The organism is Polyangium fumosum (genome assembly GCF_005144585.1).
Classification (GTDB): domain Bacteria; phylum Myxococcota_A; class Polyangia; order Polyangiales; family Polyangiaceae; genus Polyangium; species Polyangium fumosum.
In genome coordinates this window covers 282,402-297,521 of the sequence record NZ_SSMQ01000006.1, presented here as the reverse complement: position 1 = coordinate 297,521, position 15,120 = coordinate 282,402, and the positions used below count along the sequence as shown (strand labels likewise).

Sequence of the window (15,120 nt, the reverse complement as noted above, 5' to 3'; positions counted from 1 at the left end):
TAGCTCTTTTGTCCCGAGGGGGACGCCTCGCGTCCCCCTCTCGCCCGGGCAAAGCCCGGTCGATTCACCCCCCGAGGCGAGCTCGCTTCGCGATCTCGCAGAGCGCCGAACGGGTCGGCGCTCTAGGCTCAGCCGCCGATGTGCACGAGCGAGTACACGGCGGGCCGCGCGTTCTCGCTGTCGAGCCTCGATCGCCCTGCGAGGAAATCGAGCTCCACGACGAACGCAAAGGCTGCCACGACGCCGCCTTGCCTGCGTGTGAGCTCGGCGGCTGCGCTTGCCGTGCCGCCGGTGGCGAGGACGTCGTCGATCACGAGGACGCGTGCGCCTTTCGGGATCGAGTCCACGTGCATCTCGAGCTCGGCTTCGCCGTATTCGAGGGCGTAGGTCAGCCGATCCGTCTTCCAGGGCAGCTTGCCTAGCTTGCGCACGGGGACGAAGCCGGCGTTGAGCCGCGTCGCGACGGCGCCGCCGAAGATGAACCCGCGCGACTCGATGCCGACCACCACGTCGATGCGCTCGCCGATGAACCGCTCCGCGAGCAGATCGATCGTGATGTGCAGGGCTCGCGGATCGGCGAGCAGCGGCGTGATGTCCTTGAACAGGATGCCGGGCTTCGGGAAGTCGGGCACGTCCCGCAGCTTGGATTGCAGGTACACGAGCGCGTGGTCCCCGGGCAGCTTGTCGGGATCGAAGGGGGTCGTCATCGCGGCAGAAGACTAGCCTTCGCGATTGCGGAGGGAAACGGCCGCGCATGTGGCCATGCAGAGGTCGCGGTGATCGAGTGACGTGAGATCTTGCGTGAGAGGCGTGACGCCGACGGCGCCTTCGTCGAAGGCCTCGGTGTCCGAGCCGTGCACGTGATCGTGGCGCACGCCGCCGCCGCCGATCCACAGGTACTCCTGCCCGCGCGGATCTTCTCGGAAGATCACGCTCTCCGTGTAGAGCCGCGCGCCGAGCTTCGTGGCACGAACGGGCCACGCGTTCCCCGGCGGCACGTTCACGTTGAAGAGCGGCGCGCGCGCGGGTGGCGTGCGCCGGAAGGCGGCGAGCGTCTCCATCGCGATCCGCGCGCCGAGCGCGGCGGCGGCGGCGCGATCGGCCTTCGCGTCGGCGGACACGGCGACGGCGGGCACCCCGCGCATCGCGGCTTCGCGCGCGGCTGCGACGGTGCCCGAGTAGAACACGTCCACGCCCAGGTTCAGCCCGTGGTTCATCCCTGACACGACGAGATCAGGCTTGCGCGGCAGCACCCGGCTGTTCGAGTGCATCGCCACGTAGACGCAGTCGGCCGGCGTCCCGTCGATGGCGAACACGTCCTCCGAGACGCTTCGGAGCCGCAGGGGCCGGTGCAGGCTGAGCGAGTGGCTCGTGGCGCTCTGGTTCACCTCGGGCGCGCACACGATCACGCGGCCGTAGGGGGTGAGCGCTTGATGCAGCGCGCGCAGGTTCTCTGCGGCGTAGCCATCGTCGTTCGAGAGCAGAATGAGCGGGCGAGAATCCTCCACGGCTATCCTCCGAGCAGGCGCTTCGGCAGCGCAGCGACGAGTTCGAAGACCGCGGCGATGCGACCGAACAAGCCCGCCCCACCCCGCACGCGCGCCATCGCGAAGGCGATCTTGCGCAGCACGGGCGTGTAGGGGTACCACCAGAGTTCACGCGCGGCCTTGTTGCGGTCTTCGAGGACGAACTGCGGGCGCGTCAGTTCGCTGAGGGCGTGCGGGCTGTTCGTGATGCCGTACCCGCTCTCGCCCGTGCCCGTCCAGGGCGCCGCGGCCACGGCGGCCGTGAAGCCGTGGTTGTTGATCGTCACCACGCCCGTCTTGAGGCGCCGCGCCATCACGTGCGCCGCGCCCACGCGCCGCGTCCACAAGCTCGTCGTGAGCCCGAACGTCGACGCGTTCACCCGCGTGATCGCGTCCTCCACGCCGTCCACGAGCACGATCGGCAGGATCGGCCCGAACGTCTCCTCGCGCAGCAGCGGCGTGTCCTCGTGATCGAGCTTCACGACGGTCGGCGCGAACGCGAGCGATCCTGCCTCGGGCGCGCCGCCCGCGAGCACCTCGGCCCCGGCGGCTTCGGCCTCCGCGAGGTGACGCCGCACGATGTCGCACTGCCGCGACGTCGTGAGCACGGCCGTATCGCGGCCCGGTTCGAGCTTCTTCGTCAGCTCCACGATGCGCGGCACGATCTTGTCCGCGATCTTCCGATCCACGTACACGCGCTCGATCGACGCGCAGTTCTGCCCCGCGTTCGTGAACGCGCCCCAGACGATGCCGTTCGCCGTCCGCTCGACCAGCGCGTCGGCGAGCACGATGGCCGCGTCCTTGCCGCCGAGCTCCAGCGAGCACGGGATCAGCCGCTCCGCGCAGCGCACGGCCACGCGCCTCCCCGTCGCGACGCTGCCCGTGAACACCACGACGTCGGCTTCATCGACGACCGCCGCGCCCACGTCCCCGCCGCCTTGCACGAGCGCGAGCAGCCCCTCGGGCAAGAGCCCTTCGAAGAGCGACGCCACGAGCGCGCCCGCCCGCGGCGTGATCTCGCTCGGCTTGAAGAGGACCGCGTTGCCCGCGAGCAGCGCCGGCACGATCGTTCGAAGCGGGATCGCCACGGGGTAGTTCCACGGCGTCACGAGCCCGACGAGCCCGCGCGGCGCCTTGTGGATCCGGCCGATCTTGCCGGGATACGAGAGCGGATCGAACTCGACCGTCGTGCCTTCGAGCAGCTCCTCGATCGCGTCGGTCCAGTACTCGACGAGGTCCGCGTTCGGCAGCACCTCGGCGAGCGCCGCCTCCTCGATGGGCTTGCCGCACTCGCGGTGCACGAGGTCCGCGATCTCCTCGGCGCGCGCGAGGATGCGTTGTTTCACGGGCGCGATCACGCTCGCCCGCTCCCGCGGCGTCTTCGCGGCCCACGCCCGCTGCGCCTCACGCGCCTTGCGGGCGAGCGCCGGGATCTCGCTCGCCGACGTCGCCGTCACGGCCGGCAGGGCGGATCCATCGAGCGGGCTTTGCGTCGGGAAGGGGCCGCTCGCCCCCGTCGTCGCCTGCGGCAGCGCTTGCGGCGCCTCGGGCGCCTCGGGCGCGCTCGCCTCGGCCGTCTCGTTGGTCTCGTTCGTCTCCGGGGCGTCCTGCGCCTCGGCCGCTTGCCCATCTTGCTGCACGTCCATGCGGCGCGGAGCCTACCATTCCGCCTGCGGGTCCGCGCCACCCGCGTTCGAAACGAAGAAGCCCCGAGGCCTGGGACCTCGAGGCTTCCTCGCACGTGCGCCGCTCGCGCGGCGCGCCTTCAGGGCACGTTGATGGTGACGGTGTTCGCCTTCTGGCAGTTGATCACGGCCGACTGACCCGGCGTGAGCCACTTGGCCTTCGTCGGGTTCGTCTCGCCGGGCTCGGCGAGGCGGACGAACTTCGGACCGCAGTCGACCTCGAGCGCCTCGCCCGTGTTCCCGACCAGCTTGCCGGTCAAGAAGATGAGCGCCGCCTTGTTCGAGGTCACGGTCAAGACGCCACGCGTCGGCGGGAGCGTCGCCGGATCCTTCGCCGGGGGCGCCTCCGCCGTCGGCGCAGCGCTCGCGCTCGCTGCAGGCTCCGCCGAAGCGCTGCCCGCCGGCGCAGCCGACGCGCTGCCAGGCGGAGCCGCCACGGCGCTGTCCGTGGGCGCCGGCGCGGTCCCCGCCGTGTCCGTGGGCGTGGGCGCCGCCTTCTCCGGCTCCGTGGGCGCAGGCGTGGGCGTGGGCGGAGGCGTCACGGCGCCGCCCGTGGTTCCGGGCTGCGCGACGCCGGGGATCCAGCCCTTCTGCATCGCGACGAACACACCCGCGCCGATGAGCAAGAGCGCCGCAGCGACGAGCAGCCACCCGGGCAAACCCTTCTTCGGCTCCTGCTCGGGCTTCGTCTCCTCGGGCTCCTTCGCCACGACGACGGGCTTCTTCTCGACCGGCGGCTTCTTCTCGACCGGCGGCTTCGTCTCGACGACAGGCTTCTTCTCGGCCTCAGGCTTCTTCGGCGGGAGCGGCGGCTTCACAGCCGGCTTCTTCTCCGACTCGGGCTTGGGCTCGAGCTCCGCCGCGCCGAGCTCGATGGATGCCTCCTCGGGCTCGGGCTTCTTCGCGGGCTTCTTCTCGGACGCGGGCTTCGTCTCGATCTCGACGACCGCCTCGGGCTCGGGCTTGACCTCGAGGACCGGCTTCTTCTCGGACGCGGGCTTCGTCTCGAGCTCGACGACCGCCTCGGGTTCGGGCTTCGTCTCGGGCTCGGGCTTCGCCTCGACGACCGGCTTCCGCTCAGACACGGGCTTCGTCTCGGGCTCGGGCTTGACGAGGGCACCCAAGAGCGCCGCGCTCGGCTTCGACGTCGAAGCAGGCTCGAAGAGCTTCGTCGGCTCGGCATCCTCGCCGTCGCCGTCCTCGACGATCGCCGAGGGCAAGCCCGTGCTCGTGATCTCCGGCTTCTTCTCGCCCCCGATGAGGGCCTCGATCTGCTCGGGCGCAAGCGCGAGCGGCGCCGTGATCGCATCCGCATCCTGAAGCGGCGGCGGACGAGAATCCCCGACCTCTTCCCCATCGCCGACGCCAGGGATCGTCCTCTTGAGCTCATCGACCGGCTTGATCGCCGGCTTCGTCGCGATGGGCGTCGTCGCAGGCGTCGCGAGCTTGGGCATCGCAGCCGCGGGCTTGGTCGCCGCGGGCGTGGCGTGCGGCGTGGCAGCCGGCTTCGCGCCGGTGGCGACGGGCGTGATGGGCTTCGGGCCCGGGACCGCCGCAGGTTTGGCAGCGGTCGGCGCAACGGCCGCCGGCTTCGCAGCCGTCGTGACCGGCGTGATGGGCTTCGGTCCCGGCACGGCCGCCGGCTTGGCAGCCGCAGGCGCAGGTTTGGCCGGCACGGCCGGCGGCGTCTTCGGCGTGCCCTCCTTGAGGCCAGGCAACGGAGCCGCGATGGCCACGGCCCTCGGCGGCGGCGCATTCGCAGGCGCCTCGTCCCAAAGGTCCTCGCCGATGTCGGGCTTCTTGGTGGCGATGGGCGTCGCCGCCTCCGCGATCACAGGGATCGGGGCGCCAACCACGTCGTCCCCCGGCTTCACCGCGAGCAAGCCGAGCCCAGCCCGCTCAGGCCGAGGCAACGCGGCGTTCTTCTGAACCTTGTCAAGGAGCGCTTCCAGCGCCGCGATTCGTTGTTCGACGTTCACGCCTCGGGAGGATACCCAATCACGCGCCCCCTGACGAGGATCCGACGGGATGCGCAAAAAACTTGCGCCGGGGTTTCACCCCGGACCCCGACCAGGGGTTGTCCACCCCTGGACCCGGACCAGGCACGGCCTGGACCGAGGACGACAGCGCGCAAGCGCGCTGTCGACAGGGAAAAGGTGCCTAGCAGGTAGGGCAGCGCTGCTGTCTTGGATGGAGCGGCGAGGCTGTTTTGGTGGGCGAGGTCGCTCGTGGTCTTGCCACGGGCCCGTTGGAAGAACTGCGCGATGCGCAGTTCTTCCACCCCCGGTCCAGGCCGTGCCTGGTCCGGGGTGCAGGGGGCGGACAGCCCCCTGCTGGGGTTTGGGGCAACGCCCCAACCACTCTCCCTTTACAGCGTCTCGAGGTACGCCACGAGGTCGTCGACCTGGGCGGAGGACAGATGCGACGTCACGCCGTGCTTGTCGCCGCCGCCGCAGGCGGGGCTGAAGCGGTCGCGCAGCGTGGGGGCGCAGCCGTCGTGCATGAAGGGGGCGCGGTCGGCGAGGCCCATCAGGGTGGGCACCTGGAAGGCCTTGCCCGTGCCTACGTCGGCCCAGTCGTTGTTCGTCAGCTTCGCGCCGCTGTGGCAGCTCGCGCAGCCCACCTTGGCGTCGAAGTAGAGCTCCTTGCCGCGCTCCACCGCGGTCGTGTCGGCGACCTCGGCTTTCGGCAGCACGGGTTGCGCGTCGATCCAGCGACCGACGAGACGCGACTGACGCGGGCCGAGCTGCGTCCCGCCCATTCGGTTCACGAACACCTCGCTCATGATGTGGCCGAGGTCTTCCATGTCGCCGTCCCAGTGCAGGGGGGCCGTCGCCAGGATGCCGCCGCGGATCGACTGCGTGCGACGTGGCCCGATCGGGTTGAAGTTCCAGGTCCGGGCGTCATCCATCGCCTCCGGGTGGCAGGAGGCGCAGGCGAGCGAGCTGAAGCCGTTTGCGCTCTTGTGGAACACGTCGTGGCCCGTGTCCTTGCGGGACTCGCCGGGCAGCTCGATCGTCTGCTGCGTGTTCGGCAGGTAGATGGCCGCGGGCTCGCGCAGTTGCACGGCGAGCTGGTGGTCGCCCCAGTATTGCGCTGCGATCGGCTGACCGGGCACTGGCTCGCTGAACGACGGATCGCAGCCCGTGGGCTCGCCGATCGTGATGGAGGCACGCGACGTCCGCAGGATTGCGTTGTTGCCGGCGGCGACGATCGTCACCTCGTCCTGGTTCGGGGCGATGGCGATGTCGACGGGCAGGGCCGTGCCGGAGAGGGATGCGGCGCCGACGGGCGGGATCACGATCGGCACCTCCTCGTCGCCGGGCTCCACCTCGGTCACCGTCGTTTGCACGATGCTCCCGTCGCAGCCGCCGCCGCTGCCGTAGCCGCCGGGTTGCTCGATCACCACCGGCGAGGAGGACGCGCGCTGGTGCACCATCAGGGCGCCGCCGTTCGGGCGGGACACCATGCGCCAGGCCACGGCGGGCTCGAAGCTCGCTTCTCCGCCGGTGAACGGGTCGAAGGTCTTCACCGGGGCCGGCTTCTGTTCCTGAATGATCTTTCCTTCGAGGCCCACGACGAGCACCTCGGCGGTGCGGAAGCGGCTTACGAGCAGCCTGTTCCCGTCCACCACCACGTCGCGCAGGTCGCGGCCGAGCTTCACCACGCGCGTTGCCGGGCCGCCTGCGGCTGGCAGCGTCACGAGCTCGCCCGTGTTGCATGCCACGTGGAGGCGGTCGAATGCGGCCTCGTAGGCGATGCCGCGGGGCGTCGCGCAGACTTGACGACGCTCGAGCAGCTTGCCGCTGGCCACGTCGATCGAGGCGACGGCGCCGCCGGAGCGCAGGGCCACGTGGGCGCGGCCGCTCTTGTCGATGGCCACGCGCCCGGGCTCGTCGCCTTCTTCGAGGGCGACCTTGGCTTTCAGGGCGCCGGCTTCGAGGTCGACGATCCAGATCATGTCGCGGTCTGGGTCGGCGGCGATGGCGGTGTGACCGTCACCGGAGATGGCGAGGGTGCCACCGGAGATGGCAGGTGGCGAGACGGCGGCGACGGCGATGTCCTGGTTGGGGACGAAGGTATCGTCGATGCCGGAGCATCCGGCGGCGATGCTGGCGCCGGCGAGGGAGACGAGGAGCAGGGCGAGCGGGCGTCGAAGATGGGTTCGCATGAGGCCTCCGCGGCTTCGCCTGGCAAATAAGAAGCCAGCCTCTGTCGAAATCTCGCCGCCTCCTGGGTTCGCTCCAACTGCGCGGACAGGAAACGGAATCCGAATCGGGGTGCGGGGTCGCTCTTCGTGGGGGGCGCGGGTGCCCGTGAAAGGGGGTTCGCGCTGGGCGGGAACCGGTGTGCCAGCCGGCGCCGCTATGACGCAGATGTCAGAGGGGGGAGGTCTTACTAGACGAGTTCGAAGACCTGGTCGAAGGAGTCGCCTTCCATGTCGACGAGGATTCGCTGGTCGGTGGCTTCGATGCCTTCGAGGCGCACGGAGAAGAGGAATTTGCTCGCGCTCAGGGTCTCGGCGCCGCGGAAGCGTAGGGTGGCGCCGCCTTCGACGAGGCGGGCCTCGCCGGTGACGCGGGGGGCGATGCGGAGGTCGAATCGCTTGAGGGGGATGCGCACGGCGGGGCCTTCGTTGGAGAAGGTCATCGTCTCGCCTTCACGCCGGAAGACGGCGTTGCCGCGGGCTTCGAGGTGCTTTTGGACCTCGGGCTTCAATCGATCTCCCGCGACGCTCTGCACGATGGAGAGGAGCGGGACCTCGCCTCCGTCCCGTACGGCGGGGACGAGGGTTTCGAGCAACTTTACGACGGATGCGCGTAGCTCAGGGCGTCGGTGGGATTGGACGGGCATGGATACCTCCGAGGCTTCGGCTATTCGATGTCGTGTTCAGAGCGAAAGCGCAAAGAGAATTGCACGGTGCGTCTGCGACGGAAACGGCGCGCGAATGCGCCGGCGAGGGGGCTGCGCGGCCCGGGAGGCCTTTGGCGAAGCGCCCAAAGGAGGTCGTGGGCCCCGGAGGAGCCTTGGCGGCACGCCGAGCGAGGGCTGCGCGGCCCGGGGGGGCTTTGGCGAGGCGCCATGGAGAGGTCGGCGTGTCCGGGGTGTGCTTGGGCGAAGCGCCAAGGCGAGGTCCGAGCACCCCGCGGGGTCGTTGGCGAAGCGCCAAGGCGAAGTTCGGGGACGCCGGGGGGTCGTTGGCGAAGCGCCCTCGAGAGGTCGACGGGATCCGGGGCGGCTTTGGCGAAGCGCCACGGAGGCGCCGGGCGGCCGGAGGGGGCAACGGCTACGCGCCAAGGGTGATGCCGGGCGACCGGAGGGGGCTTCGAGGGGTCTCCGGTGGGGATTCCGCGCATGTTTCGCACGGGGGGCGCGCGCGCCGAGCGCAACGCTTTCGCACGAATGCCGCGAGTGCCGGCAAACTACGCCGCTCCGGTGGGGCCGCTTCCGAAAATAAATGTGGAGGTTGGTAATGCGCGGCCCCGCGTCGTCCAGCCGTTCCCATTTAAAATCTCGACGACGTCCCGGCTGACTGTCATTGAATTGCTCGTGACCGACACCGATTGACGCGCTGGGCTTCTTCGGCCCCGAAAGCGCGCACGGGTATCCTTCGTTTGGCCTTCGTCCTCGCGGCGACCGCGTCGGCCCGGTTCGGCCATTCGCACACCTCCTTTGAAAGGCGCACCCATGCACCGTTATCATTCCAATTCTTGTATTTCGCTCCTCGCCCTGCTCCTCGCCGCCTCCACGGCCTCGTGTGTCGCCTCCGCGGACGACGGGCTGGAAGACGGGCTCGAGGCGGTCGAGAGCGATACGGACGCGACGAGCGATACGGCCGGCGACGAGGGGAGCGACGAAGAGGCCACGGAAGACACCGTCGCGGAGGCCGAGGACGAGGAGAACGTCGAGGAAGGCGCGAGCGCGCTGTCGGCGCGGCGCGCCGAGACGGTGCGCCTCGTCGCCGGGCAGGGCGGCTCCGGCGTTCAGCGCGTCAATTTCGCGATTCCCCTGGCCCCCGGCGAGCTCTCCGACGAATCCATGATTCGCGTGGTCCACGAGGGCCGCGACCTCGCCGTCGCGCACCGCGGCCTCGCCCACCACGCGAATGGGAGCCTGCGGAGCGTGCAGATCCAGGTCGACGTGCGCGTCGCCCGGGAGACGGAGCTCCAGGTGATCGTGGGCGAGGCGTCGAAGGCCGGCGCGCTCTCGATGGTGCCCGTGCAGCGGACGCTGGTGGACGCGGACGGGACCCAGGGGCCGCGCGTGTATGCGCTCCTCTCGCCCGAGCGGCTCACGAGGAGCGGCGTGATGGGCCTCATCGCCCCGGAATCGGAGACCAAGAGCTCTCCCTACGACGGCTGGGCGAAGGTCTGCGATTACGAGAAACACGACGTGGACGCGTTCCTCCCGAAGAAGAGCGACCCGGCCGTCTGGCTCTACGATCGCGGCACGACGTTTTATCGGGGGTATGCGCGGAGGGGCGACGTGGAGACGCTGCGCACGGCCTACCGCGAGACCGCGCTCTACCGCGCCGGGATCTCCGGCAGCGGGAAGGACCTGACCATCGGCATCCCCAAGAAGGCGAAGGATCCGAAATACCATTACACCCAGAACCTCGCGATCCATTACCTCTTGACGGGCGACGACCGCTTCCGCGAGGCCGCCGAGAACGTGGCCGAGCGAATGGCCTCGATCTGGAACCCGCGGTACAAGGGGAAGGACACGGGGCTCTGGACGGAGCGCCACGCGGGCTTCTTCCTGCTCGACATGACCTACGCGATGATGGTCTCCGACGATCGGAGCGACCATTTCCAGCAGCTCGCCGACGACGCGGTCGACGCCTACCTCAACGTGCAGGCGACGTATCCGCAAGGGTATGGAGATTCGAATGCCCGTTGCTTCGCGCACCACGCCGGCGCGCACGGCGAGGATTACGGGTACTTCGGTTGCAGTCCCTGGATGAGCGCCATCCTCGCCGACGGGCTCGACCTCTACGCCAGCGAGCGGGGCGGCGCGCGGGCGAACCAGGTGCATACGTCGATCGTGAAGCTCGGGCGCGCCATCGCGCGCGAGGGGATGGACAGGTCGGGCAAGCCCTACTACTTCATGGGCGAAGGCGGCTCGGGCCGGGGCGAGGAAGACCCCGACAACGAGCACTGGGGCGAAGCCGCCTATGTCATGGCCATGGCCTACCACTACTCGCACGACGCCAAGCTGGCGACCGCCGTCGGCGGGCTCGTGGCGAAGCTCCAGCAGAAGGGCCGGGCCCCGCACATGCGGAGCTTCAACTGGCAGTGCCGCAGCGCCGTGGCCACGCCGGCCTACATGCGCTGAGGAGGCGTCACGACCCGGGGGTCACGAATCGACGTGACCCCGTCGCGATGCTGCGGAATGTGAAGTCGTGCAAGGGCGCTTGACGGGAGAGGCGAGCGCCCATAAGTGACCCGCGGGTCAACATGACGTCCTCTGTCTCCCGCTTCACCTCCTCCTCCTCGCCCCGCAGAGCCCACCGCGCCCTCACGGCGTGCACGCTCGCCCTGCTGCTCGGCGCCCCCGCCGCGGCCCTCGCGCAACCCGCGCCCGGCGCAGTTCGCGCGGAGCCCGCGCCGCCCGCGGCCACACCCGCCGCCGCACCCGCGCCGCCTCCCCCCGCGACCGATCGCATCGCCGAAGCCCTCGCGCCCCAGTCCGGAGGCCTGACCCCGGACGAAGCCGCGCGCCTCGCGCTCCGCATCCGTCCGTCGCTGCGCGTCAAGCAGGCCGAGCTACGTGCCGCCGCCGCGCGCGTCGATCAGGCGCTGCTGAACTACCTGCCCCGCGTGACGGTCGCCGCAGGCTACACGCGGCTGTCACGCGTGGAGAACGTGCTCGGCGCGCCCTCGACGGCCTACGTGGGCACGAACCTCGATCCGGCGAACCCGCAGCAGATCCCCGTGCAAGAAGGGCCGCTCGTGGCGAGGCCATGCCCGCCGCCCTTGTCGGGCAACTGCGTGACGGACATCGCGGGCACAGCGATCACCGCGGTGCAAGCGCCGGCCTTCTCGTTCCCGGTGCTGCTGAACTCGTACTCGCTGACGGCCTCGATCTCGGTGCCGATCTCGGACTACGTGCTGCGCATCTCGCAAGGCTACGCGTCCGCGTCGCACGCCGAGAGCGCGAAGAAGCTCGAGGTCGAAGCCGAGGGGCTGACGGTCGCCGCCGACGCAAAGGTGGCGTTCTACAACTGGGTGCGCGCGAAGGGCAGCGCGGTGGTCGCGACCGAAGCCGTCGCGCAAGCCGAGGCGCACCTGAAGGACGCGCAGCTCACGTTCTCGGCAGGCCTGATCTCGAAGGCCGACGTGCTGCGTCTCGAAGCGCAGGTCGCAGCCGCGCAGCAAGTCGAGGCCGACGGGAACGCGCTCGCCTCGCTGGCAGAGGAGCAGATCCGCGTCGCGCTCGCGCTCCCGTCAGGCAAGCCGCTCACGATCGGCGTCGACGTGCTGCACGCGTCGGTGGAGCCGAGCACGGTGCAGCTCGCAGCGCTGCAAGACGAGGCGCTCGCGCGGCGGCTGGAGATCCGCGCGCTCGACGAGACAGAGCACTCGCTGAAGAAGCAGGTGTCGCTCGCCCGCGCCGGCTACTTCCCGCGCATCGACGGCTTCGCCGAAGGCCAGTACCAGAACCCAAACCAGCGCGTCTTCCCGCAGACCGACGAGTTCCGGTTCACATGGAACGCAGGCGTGCGGCTCTCTTGGACCATCAACGATACGCTGACCGCGATCCCGACCGTGACCGAAGCAAAGTCCCGCGTGGAGCAGATCGCAGCGCAGAAGGAGCAGCTCCTCCAAGGTCTCAAGCTCGAAGTGGCCTCCGCCCACGCCGAGCTCAAGCGCGCCGAAGCAAACATCGACGCCGCCGACCGCGGTCTCGCCGCAGCCGAAGAAGGTCTACGCGTACAGAACGAGCTCTTCCGCGCAGGACGAGCGACCGGCGTCGCCCTCGTCGACGCCGAAGCCGAGGTGACACGCGCACGCCTGCGCCGCGTCGACGCACGCGTCGGGATCCTCGTGGCGCGGACACGTCTCGAGCACGCAACAGGCCGCGATGTAGAGAAGGCAAGCTCGGCGCCGCGCTGAGCCTCGCAGAGGCGCGGAGCTGGGGCGTTGCCCCAGGCCCCACCAGGGGCTGTCCGCCCCTGGACCCGGACCAGCCAGGGGCTGGACCCGGGGTCGATGAACTGCGCATCGCGCAGTTCATCGAACAGGCAGGGTCAAGACCAACGACCACCCTGCCCACCAACACGGCGGCGCTGCTGGCTCCACCGGCCGCGTACGCGTTGCCTGCTTGAAACCCCCCTCCATGGTCTTGCCACCGGCCCGTTGGAAGAACTGCGCGATGCGCAGTTCTTCCACCCTCGGTCCAGGCTGTGCCTGGTCCGGGTCGAGGGGCGGATAGCCCCCGCGGGGTCCGGGGCAGCGCCCCGGCGGCGACGCCTTCGGCTTGCTCTGCCGCGGACATCGCGGTAGTGGACGTCCCCGCGGCCCGCCTTCCATGCGGACGGGGTTCGTGTCGACGAACTCACGGGCGAATGGTCGCGAAGTCCTCTCATGACTGAGCTCGCGCTCATCCTTGGCATCAGCCTGCTTGGCATCGGGTTCGCGGGGTACCTCGCGCGCTGGGTGCTGGGTTGCCCTACGGGGGAGGGGGACATGCCGCGGGTTGCGGCCCGGATTCGGGCGGCGGCGGTGTACTTCACGAACCGGTTGCGCGGCACCATCCTTGCGGTCTCGGCTGTGCCGGGGGGTGGGATCTTCCTCGCGTATGGGTTGGCTCGGCAGAAGCCAGAGGTCCAGGCGTTCCCGCCGCTCGAGCTTGGGGCTTGGCTCACGCTCTCCTTCTCGCTTGGTGTGGGGTCGGCGGTTGCGGCGGCGCAGGTTGCTGCTTGGACGGCGACGCGCGCGAATGTCCGTGCTGCGAGTGGGGCGCGGCGCTCGCTTGATCATGCGCTTCAGATCGCGATTCGTGGTGGGGCGGTCTCGGGGCTCTTTTCGGTCTCGCTTGGGCTCATCGGGCTCGTGGGCCTCTTTGCTGCGGTGTTTGCGCAGAAGGGCGGCTTCTCGGCGGAGCCTGGCAACGCGTTGAAGCTGGCTCCTTCGATCCCGCTCGTCATCGCGGGGTATGCGCTTGGGGGCGCGTTTGCTGCGCTCATTGCCGAGCTTGGCGGCGGGGCGTTCGCGAAGAGCGCGGACATGGGCGCTGATCTCGTCGGCAGGGAGCTCGGCTTGCCCGAGGATGATGCCCGGAATCCGGCCACCATCGCGGACCTGGCCGGGGATTGTGCGGGCGAGGGCGCGGGGAAGGCGGCGTCGGCGTTTGCTTCGACGGCGGCGGAGAACCTGGGCGCGATGCTGCTTGGGGCTGCCGTCTTCCGCCAGAACGAGGGCATCCCGAGTGTCCTCTCGATCATGTTGTTTCCGGTCGTCACGCGCGCCTTTGGCGTCCTCGCTGCGATGTTCGGGGTCATGGTCGTGCGCACGGACGACCGCGAGGATCCGATGAATGCGCTGGCGCGTGGCTTGTTCGTGACGGCGCTGCTCGGCGCGGCGGGCACGGCGGGCGCGGCGAAGTGGCTGCTCGGCAAGCACTGGCTGCCGCTCTTCGGCGCGGCGTCCGTGGGCATGGCCGCGGGGATCCTCCTCCTCTTCGTGGCGCAGTACTACACGGAGCACCGCTACCGGCCCGTTCGTGAGATCGCCGAAGCTGCGCGTGTCGGCCCGCCGCTCGCGATCCTCCGTGGGGCTTCGGTGGGCCTCGAGAGCGCGCTCGCTCCGCTCGTGATCCTTGGCGCGGCTGTGGCGTCGGCGCATGTCCTCGGCGCGCGCACCGGCCTGGAAGGCGGCGGTGCGCTCGGGATCGCGGTGGCCACGATGGGGCTGCTCGGCACGGGTGCTTATGCGCTCGCGATGGCTGGTTTTGCTCCGATCATCGACAGCGCGGGCGGGATCGTCGAGATGACCATCGGGCGCGAGCGCCCTGACGTGCGCGGCCGGACCGTGGTCCTCGACGCGGTCGGCAACACGGCGAAGGCGTTCGCGCGGGCGCATACGGGCGCTGCGGCGTTGCTCGCGACGTCGATGCTCGTGTCGGTTTGGCTGGACGAGGCCAAGCGGCGGCTGCCTGCGGGCAAGCCGGCCGCAGCGGCCCTAACTGCGCTGCAGGTGGGCCGGCCGGAGGTGTACCTCGGCGCGGCGGTGGGCATCGTCCTGGTCGTATGGTTTGCGGCGCGGTGCATGGGCGGCGTGTCGCGCGCGGCCAGGCGTGTGCTCGAGGAGGCGCGCCGGCAGATCAACGCGCCTTCGTCGCTCGGGACGAGCACGGCGTGGACGCCGCCGCACCCGCGGGCGTCGCGGCCGAGCCAGTCGTCGGCGCCTGCCACGCGGGCGGGGCTTGGCGCGCCCGACCTGGACGCTTGTGTGGAGCTCGGCAGCCGCGCGGCGCTTGGTCATGCGATCACGCCGGCCCTGGTCGCCGCCTCGGTGCCGATCGCGGTGGGACTGGGCTTGCGCTTCGCCGGAACGGAAGATAATCCTCTAGCCGTTGCCGACGCGGTCGCCGCCTTGATCCTGGCCGCGACGATCGCAGGCGTCCTTGGCGCGCTCCTGCTTGGCAATGCGGGGGGCGCCTGGGACAACGCGAAGAAGTACATCGTGACCGGGGCGCACGGCGGGCGATACCTCGTCGACGAGACCGGCGCGCGGGTCGACAACCCGACGTACCTTGCGGCGGCCTTCGGTGACACGGTCGGCGATCCGCTGAAGGACGCCGCCGGGCCCGCGATTCACGTGCTCGTGAAAATGCTTCCCGTGGTCACGCTCGTCTTTTTGCCGTTCTTCGTCTAGCCCGCGCCCCAAGGCGCGAACCACCCGATC

General features: G+C 70.2%; 9 protein-coding genes. 3 read left to right on the top strand and 6 right to left on the bottom strand.

Features of this window, described 5'->3' with window-relative positions; translation table 11 throughout:
* Window positions 1-128: 128 nt before the first annotated feature.
* From E8A74_RS08675 to E8A74_RS08650, 6 genes are all read right to left on the bottom strand, one after another.
* Window positions 129-707 (bottom strand): adenine phosphoribosyltransferase, encoded by a 579-nt coding sequence (locus tag E8A74_RS08675; protein WP_136928469.1) that lies wholly within the window; start codon window positions 705-707, stop codon window positions 129-131.
* Window positions 708-719: 12 nt separating this feature from the next.
* A complete protein-coding gene (gene surE, locus E8A74_RS08670; RefSeq protein WP_136928468.1) occupies window positions 720-1,508 on the bottom strand; it encodes a 5'/3'-nucleotidase SurE in 789 nt (262 codons plus the stop codon).
* Between the two features lie 2 nt (window positions 1,509-1,510).
* Window positions 1,511-3,172, bottom strand: a complete 1,662-nt coding sequence (locus E8A74_RS08665; protein WP_136928467.1) for an aldehyde dehydrogenase family protein — start codon at window positions 3,170-3,172, stop codon at window positions 1,511-1,513.
* A gap of 119 nt (window positions 3,173-3,291) precedes the next feature.
* Window positions 3,292-5,190, bottom strand: a complete 1,899-nt coding sequence (locus E8A74_RS08660; RefSeq protein WP_136928466.1) for a hypothetical protein — start codon at window positions 5,188-5,190, stop codon at window positions 3,292-3,294.
* A 389-nt stretch (window positions 5,191-5,579) separates the two neighbouring features.
* Window positions 5,580-7,382 (bottom strand): c-type cytochrome, encoded by a 1,803-nt coding sequence (locus E8A74_RS08655; RefSeq protein WP_136928465.1) that lies wholly within the window; start codon window positions 7,380-7,382, stop codon window positions 5,580-5,582.
* Window positions 7,383-7,609: 227 nt separating this feature from the next.
* Window positions 7,610-8,065 (bottom strand): hypothetical protein, encoded by a 456-nt coding sequence (locus E8A74_RS08650; protein WP_136928464.1) that lies wholly within the window; start codon window positions 8,063-8,065, stop codon window positions 7,610-7,612.
* Window positions 8,066-8,899: 834 nt separating this feature from the next.
* Between E8A74_RS08650 and E8A74_RS08645 the strand changes: the two genes are divergently transcribed.
* The 3 genes from E8A74_RS08645 to E8A74_RS08635 all read left to right on the top strand — a co-directional run bounded on the left by E8A74_RS08645 (window position 8,900) and on the right by E8A74_RS08635 (window position 15,090).
* Window positions 8,900-10,546 (top strand): hypothetical protein, encoded by a 1,647-nt coding sequence (locus tag E8A74_RS08645; RefSeq protein WP_136928463.1) that lies wholly within the window; start codon window positions 8,900-8,902, stop codon window positions 10,544-10,546.
* Between the two features lie 122 nt (window positions 10,547-10,668).
* Window positions 10,669-12,327: a TolC family protein gene (locus E8A74_RS08640; RefSeq protein WP_136928462.1), complete on the top strand. Its 1,659-nt coding sequence runs from the start codon at window positions 10,669-10,671 to the stop codon at window positions 12,325-12,327.
* A 471-nt stretch (window positions 12,328-12,798) separates the two neighbouring features.
* The gene (locus E8A74_RS08635) at window positions 12,799-15,090 is read left to right on the top strand and encodes a sodium/proton-translocating pyrophosphatase (protein ID WP_136928461.1); all 2,292 of its coding nucleotides are present in this window, start codon (window positions 12,799-12,801) and stop codon (window positions 15,088-15,090) included.
* Window positions 15,091-15,120: the final 30 nt, after the last annotated feature.

Coding starts and splice junctions, on each gene's coding strand:
- E8A74_RS08675 (WP_136928469.1), bottom strand. CDS start 707: ATGACGACCCCCTTCGATCCCGACAAGCTGCCCGGGGACCACGCGCTC.
- E8A74_RS08665 (WP_136928467.1), bottom strand. CDS start 3,172: ATGGACGTGCAGCAAGATGGGCAAGCGGCCGAGGCGCAGGACGCCCCG.
- E8A74_RS08655 (WP_136928465.1), bottom strand. CDS start 7,382: ATGCGAACCCATCTTCGACGCCCGCTCGCCCTGCTCCTCGTCTCCCTC.
- E8A74_RS08650 (WP_136928464.1), bottom strand. CDS start 8,065: ATGCCCGTCCAATCCCACCGACGCCCTGAGCTACGCGCATCCGTCGTA.
- E8A74_RS08645 (WP_136928463.1), top strand. CDS start 8,900: ATGCACCGTTATCATTCCAATTCTTGTATTTCGCTCCTCGCCCTGCTC.
- E8A74_RS08640 (WP_136928462.1), top strand. CDS start 10,669: ATGACGTCCTCTGTCTCCCGCTTCACCTCCTCCTCCTCGCCCCGCAGA.
- E8A74_RS08635 (WP_136928461.1), top strand. CDS start 12,799: ATGACTGAGCTCGCGCTCATCCTTGGCATCAGCCTGCTTGGCATCGGG.